The sequence below is a fragment of the Streptosporangium subroseum genome (genome assembly GCF_900188345.1).
Taxonomy (GTDB): Bacteria; Actinomycetota; Actinomycetes; order Streptosporangiales; family Streptosporangiaceae; genus Streptosporangium; species Streptosporangium subroseum.
In genome coordinates, this window is sequence record NZ_FZOD01000096.1 from 21,623 (window position 1) to 28,218 (window position 6,596).

Below are 6,596 nucleotides of genomic sequence, written 5' to 3' on the forward strand. Positions count from 1 at the left end.
GGCTGTCGTCGCATGAGGGTAGTACGTCCGGCCTGTACCTCGCAGGTCACGCCTGCGAAAAATCAATCTCCAGTGTTCAACGTTTTGACAATTTCTAGTTTCGGAGCTCTAAAAGGGTGATTTCGGGCGGAGCCCCCACTCGGACGGGCGGTCCCCAGAAGCCCGCACCCCGGGTGACGTACACCTGGGTGCCGTCCACCTCGCCGAGGCCGGAGACCACCGGCTGCTGCAGCGGGATGACCAGGTTGAAGGGGACCATCTGGCCCCCGTGGGTGTGGCCGGACAGCTGGAGGTCCACCCCGTACCGGGCCGCCTCCGAGGCCTGGACCGGCTGGTGGGCGAGCAGGACCGTGGAGCGTGAACGGTCTCGGCCGCCCAGCGCCCGCTCGAAGTCGGGGCCGTCGCCCGAGGCGGCGCCGTTGACGTCGTTGACCCCGGCGAGATCGAGCACGGCTCCCGCGTGCGCGATCTCGACGCGCTCATTGCCGAGCGGGCGGATCCCGAGCCCGCGGAGCTCCTCGATCCACTCCTGGGGGCCGTTGGCGGTGTAGTACTCGTGGTTGCCGGTGACAAAATAGGCGCCGTAGCGGGACTCGAGGCTCTTCAACGGCCTGGCCAGCGGGCCGAGCTCGGCCACCGTGCCGTCGACCAGATCCCCGACGACGGCGACCACGTCGGCCCTCAGCGAGTTGATCATGCGGACGATCCGCTCGGTGTGCCCCACGCCCGTGAGCGGGCCGAGGTGGATGTCACTGACCACGGCGAACCGCAGGCCGCTGAGGCGCGGATCCAGCCTGGGCAGCGCGACCTTGACCGACTCGATCACCGGATCGCCCAGGGCCGTCCTGATCCCCGTCCCGACCGTGGTCAGCGCTCCCACCCCGGCGGCGACGGCAGCCGTACGGGCGATGAAAAGCCTGCGGCCCATCAGGCTCGGCCCGGCCTTCGAGCCCCCGTCCGACCGCACCTCACGGGCGGCGGGCACGGGCTGCTCGACGGACGTGGGCTGCTCGGCCGACACGGGCCGACCGGTTACCTGCTGACCGGCGGACACCGGCAGACCGACGGACACGGACTGCCCGGCTGCCTGCTGATCGGCCGGTACGGGCTGACCAGCGGATACGTGCTGCCCGGTTGCCTGCTGATCATCGGGTACCGGCTGACCGGCGGACACATACTGATCGGCCGGTACGAGCTGATCGGCGGTTACCTGCTGATCGGCGGGCACGGGCCGATCGGCGAGGGCCTCGGCCCGGGTCGTGCGACGGGCCGCGACCGCCGGTGGGATCCTGCGGTCGGCCCGGCGCCGGGCCGCTCCCAGAGCCAGTACGGCCACCGCCCGGGGGATCTCCAGGACCAGCAGGAACACGAACAGGTAGAACATCACCGCGATCCAGAAGAACCCCGGCCAGGCCAGGAAGTGCCCCCACCCGCTGCGGGAGCCGACGAGGGTCACCGGGGCCAGCACCCCGAGACCGGCCAGGATCCACGTCAGCACCCGGCGAACCCGCCCGGGCGGCGTGGTCGAACGGATCAGCCGACGCCACAGGTAGTAGTGGACCAGCGTGACCACCCCGAGGATCAGCGTCACGAAGCCCACCATCGAAACGTACCCACCCCTCGCGTCCGCCGGCCGTACCCGGCGCGTTGCGAAGAACGCGCGGGACGGCGGATGCGTTCCCTCAAGGCCCGGGATCTCAAGGCCCGGGATCTCAAGGCCCGGGATCTCAGGGCCTCAGCAGGTCCGAGATCTCAGGCCTCAGGGCCTTAGGACCCTGCGGCCTCGGGACCTCAGGGCTTCGACGCCTCGGGACCCTGCGGCCTCGGGACCGCAGGGCTTCGACGCCTTGGGACCTTGCGGCCTCGGGACCTCAGGGCCTCAGGGCTTCGACGCCTTGGGGCCCTGCGGTCTCGCGACCTTGAGGTCTCCTCGTGGGCTCGACGGCTCAGCCGGTCCGGCTCAGCTCGTCCGGCCTGTTGGCCGGCCCTTTTCGCTCAGGCCTTGGCCTTCGCGCGGGTGGGGCGCTTAGGCGCCGGGCCGCGGGCGCGGCGGTCGGCGAGGAGCTCGGCGGCACGCTCGGTGGTGACCTTCTCGACCTCGTCGTCCTTGCGCAGGGAGGCGTTGGTCTCACCATCGGTCACGTACGGGCCGAAACGACCCTCCTTGACCACGATCGGCTTCTTGGAGACGGGATCCTCACCGAGCTCGCGCAGCGGGGGCGCGGCGGCGGCGCGGCCCCTGCCCCGGGCCTTGGGCTGCGCGAACAGCTCCTTGGCCTGCTCCAGGGTGACCGTGAACATCTCGCCCTCGGACGTCAGCGAGCGCGAGTCGGTGCCCTTCTTGATGTAGGGACCGAACTTGCCGTTCTGCGCCGTCACCTCCTGACCGTCGATCTCCCCCAGCGTCCGGGGCAGCGAGAGCAGGAGCAGGGCGTCGTCGAGCGTGATGGTGTCAAGGGCCATCGTCTTGAGCAGCGATCCGGTGCGCGGCTTGACGACGTCGGCCTTCTTCGTCTTCTTCTTGCCCTCGGCCGGCGGCGCCTCCTCCGGGAGGATCTCGGTCACGTAGGGACCGTAGCGGCCGTCCTTGGCCACGATCACGTGGCCGGTGATCGGATCCTTGCCCAGCTCCCGATCGCCCGACGAGCGGGTGAACAGCTCCTCGGCCCTCTCGGCCGTGAGCTCGTCGGGGGCCAGGTCCTCGGGCACGTTCACCCGGGAGCCGTCACGGTCCAGGTAGGGACCGTAGCGGCCCACCCGGATCATGATGTCGGTGTCCCTGATCGAGAAGGAGCTGATCTCCTTGGCATCGATCTCGTCGATGTCGGTGACCAGTTCCTTCAGGCCCTCGTCACCGTTCACGCCGAAGTAGAACCGGTGCAGCTCGGGCACCCGCTCCGCCCGGTCGTTGGCGATGTCGTCGAGGACCTTCTCCATGTCGGCGGTGAAGTCGTAGTCGACGAGGTGGCCGAAGTGCTGCTCCAGCAGGTTGACCACCGCGAACGCCAGGAAGGACGGCACCAGGGCCGTGCCCTTCTTGAACACGTAACCGCGGTCCAGGATCGTTCCGATGATCGACGCGTACGTCGACGGGCGGCCGATCTCCCGGTCCTCCAGCTCCTTGATCAGCGAGGCCTCGGTGTACCGGGACGGCGGCTTAGTCGCGTGCGACAGCACGTTGAGCCCGGCGGCGGTGAGGCGGTCATTTTCGGCCAGGTTGGGCAGGCGCTTCTCGGAGTCGTCGCGGTCGGTGGACGGGTCGTCCGCGCCCTCGACGTAGGCCTTGAGGAAGCCGTGGAAGGTGATGGTCCGCCCGGAGGCGCTGAACTCGACCAGCTCTCCCGAGCTGGACGTGCCCCCCACCTTGACGGTGACCGACTCGCCGACCGCGTCCTTCATCTGGGAGGCCACGGTCCGCTGCCAGATCAGCTCGTACAGGCGGAACATGTCACCGCTCAGCCCGGTCTCGCCCGGTGTCCGGAACTCCTCGCCCGAGGGACGGATCGCCTCGTGCGCCTCCTGGGCGTTCTTCACCTTGCTGGCGTAGGTGCGCGGCTTGTCGGGCACGTACGCCGCGCCGTACAGCTTGATGGCCTGGCTGCGGGCGGCGGCGACGGCGGTCTCCGACAGCGTGATGCTGTCGGTTCGCATGTAGGTGATGAAGCCGTTCTCATACAGGCGCTGAGCGACCTGCATGGTGGACTTCGCGGAGAAGCCGAGCTTCCGGCTGGCCTCCTGCTGCAGCGTGGTCGTCCTGAACGGCGCGTACGGCTTGCGGGTGTACGGCTTGCGCTCGACGGAGTTGACCTTGTACGAGGTGCCGCCCAGCCGTCCGGCCAGTGCCTGTGCGGCCTGCTCGTCCAGGTGGAGCACGCCGGTGCCCTTGAGCGTGCCGTTGCTCGCGAAGTCGCGGCCCTGGGCGACGCGCTTGCCGTCCACGCCGGTCAGCGTGGCGGTGAACTCGTGCGGAACCTCGTCGCGGCCGGTGTCGAACAGCGCCTGCAGGTCCCAGTAACTCGCGCTGGTGAACGCCAGGCGCTCGCGCTCGCGCTCCACGACCAGCCGGGTCGCCACGGACTGCACGCGACCGGCGGACAGGCGGGGCTTGACCTTCTTCCACAGGACCGGGCTGACCTCGTAGCCGTAGAGGCGGTCGAGGATGCGCCTGGTCTCCTGGGCGTCGACCAGCCGCAGGTTCAGGTCGCGCGGATTGGCCACGGCTTCCTGGATCGCCCGCGGGGTGATCTCGTGGAACACCATGCGGTGGACCGGCACCTTGGGGTTGAGCACCTCGCGGAGGTGCCAGGCGATCGCCTCGCCCTCCCGGTCCTCGTCAGTGGCGAGATAGAGCTCGTCGGCGTCCTTGAGCAGCTGCTTGAGCTTGCTCACCTGCGCCTTTTTGTCATGATTGACAACGTAGAGAGGCTCGAACTCATGATCCACATTGACGCCCAGGCGCGCCCAGGACTCTCCCTTGTACTTCTCCGGGATGTCGTCGGCCTTCTCGGGGAGATCGCGAATATGTCCGATACTGGACTCCACGATGTAGCCATGGCCGAGGTACCCGGCGATGGTCTTCGCCTTGGAAGGCGACTCGACGATCACCAGGCGGGTTCCGCCGGCGTTGCCGTTCTTGGCTGGCACGCTGCTTCCTACCTCGCTGTTCGCATTCGTTCCCCGTTTTCCTTCACTCGGGTTACCCGATCTGGGTCGGGGGCACTCCCAAGGAAAGCCGCAAGGACGCAGAATAAAGCCCTATGAGTATCGACGTCCCCCAGCTCACCCTCGGAGACTAATCGCTGTGCTCGACTACTCCTACTTGGTTCTCCATCTTCCGCGAGGCACCTCCCGGGACGCGGCCCGACGGATACTGACCGAACATGCAGAATACGGTGATTGGGAACTCGACCGTCTGCGACTGTATCCCGACGGCCGCCGGGACGTTCGACTGCGTCGCAAGATCATACGTGTGACCAGGACGATGTGACCCCGGACATGGCTTTGCCCGCCCCGGGCCGCGCCCCCGGAACGGGCAAAGCTTCTGTGCTCAACCGGGCGGGGGGATGTCGTACCTCGAGGGTACGGCTATCCTCCCCCGCCACCGGCAAAGCGCCTGTGTGTCTTCCTCAATAGACTTGAGGAGACATGTCCAATGAGTTACTGATGCCTTACTTCCGGCCGAGGCGGATGCGGCGGGTGGTCGCGAAGAGCGTCGCGGAGGCGGCGGCCATGGCGCCGAGCACGAGGGCGAGCAGCGAGCCGGAGTTCATCCCGGTCATGCCGACGGGCTGAGCGGCGCTCATCAGGCCGACGTCACCGAGCGGCACAACGCCGTCGAGCGGGGTGGAGGGGGCCAGCTTGGTCACGGAGTCCACCGCCGAAGAGCCCTGCGACTCCGGAGCCTGAGCGCTTCCGGAGGTGGCGGGCAGACCCGCCACGTCCTGCGCCGCTCCCACGATGGGCAGCTCCGGCAGCTTGGCCGCATCCTGCACCCCACCGACGACGGGCAGCGAGGACAGGGCGGAACCGGACTTGCGGGCGGCGCCGCTTGCGTCCTTGGCCTCGGAAGCGGGGGTCAACGGGGACGCGGACATGAGGCCGCTGGTCCGCTGCTTGCCGACCCTGTGTCCGTAGTCGCCGCCGTTGCCATCCTGGCCGCCGCCGTTCCAGCCGCCGCTCCAGCCACCCTGGCCGCCACCGTTACCGCCGGGGTGCCCGGACGGGCCGCCGACGTGGGCGCCGCCGAGACAGCCCGCGGCGGCGTCACCCAGGACGGCCACGGCGTTGCCGCAGACGTTGATGGGTGCCGTGATCGGCGCGATGATCTGGTTGCCGCCCAGGATCGAGTTGTCGCCGTTCGTACGGTTGCCACCGGCACCGCCGCCCCAGCCGAAGCTCTTGACGGACGCGCCGCCCTTACAACCGGCGAAAGCCTTGCCCAGGACGGCCACGGCGTTGCCACAGACGTTGATCGGAGCGGTGATCGGCGCGACGATCTGGTTGCCGCCCGCGATGCTGCCCCGCCCGGAGGTCACGTTGCCACCGGCCCCACCGCCGCCACCCCAGCCGTTCTCGACGGACGAACCGCCGAGGCAGCCCGCCTGACCGCTGCCGATGACGTTGCCACAGGCGTTGATGGGAGCGGTGATCGGCGCGACGATCTGGTTGCCGCCCGCGATGCTGCCCTGCCCGGAGGTGCGGTTGCCCCCCGCGCCGGAACCCGGGATCTCCCAGCCGGGACCCGAACCCTGCCAGCCGGGGCCCGAACCCTGCCCACCGGAACGCGGGCCCTGCCAACCGGAGCCTGCGCCGTGCCCGCCGGGACGTGAGCCGCGCTCGGAGTAGCCGGACTTACCCGGTCCCTTCGGCTTACCCGGCCAGCCCGGCCTACCCGGTCCGTCCGGCCAGCCCGGCCTGTCACGGCCGGTGACCTTGGCACCGCCCTCACAACCGGCGAAGGCGTCGCCAAGGACGGCCACGGAGTTGCCGCAGACGTTGATGGGAGCGGTGATCGGCGCGACGATCTGGTTGCCGCCCAGGATGCTGCCCCGCCCGGAGGTCACGTTGCCACCGGCCCCACCACCGCCACCGCCGCC

At 69.2% G+C, this 6,596-nt stretch carries 4 protein-coding genes; 1 reads left to right on the forward strand and 3 read right to left on the reverse strand.

Translation table 11 applies throughout. The features are described from left to right. Positions 1-94 precede the first annotated feature (94 nt). Positions 95-1,591, reverse strand: coding sequence for a metallophosphoesterase (locus CHC08_RS44765; protein ID WP_245878956.1), 1,497 nt, complete (start codon positions 1,589-1,591; stop codon positions 95-97). Between the two features lie 404 nt (positions 1,592-1,995). Further along, complete coding sequence (topA, locus tag CHC08_RS44770; RefSeq protein WP_089213463.1) at positions 1,996-4,644, reverse strand: type I DNA topoisomerase; 2,649 nt, start codon at positions 4,642-4,644, stop codon at positions 1,996-1,998. On the opposite strand from topA, the gene CHC08_RS53175 reads away from it, so the two are divergent. Further along, positions 4,571-4,987, forward strand: a complete 417-nt coding sequence (locus CHC08_RS53175; protein ID WP_435881193.1) for a DUF5703 family protein — start codon at positions 4,571-4,573, stop codon at positions 4,985-4,987. The two genes, topA and CHC08_RS53175, sit on opposite strands and share 74 nt — an antisense overlap. A gap of 181 nt (positions 4,988-5,168) precedes the next feature. Here CHC08_RS53175 and CHC08_RS44780 read toward each other — a convergent pair. Then, positions 5,169-6,596, reverse strand: a 1,428-nt coding sequence (locus CHC08_RS44780; RefSeq protein ID WP_143653636.1) for a chaplin family protein, incomplete at its 5' end; no start/stop codon positions are given.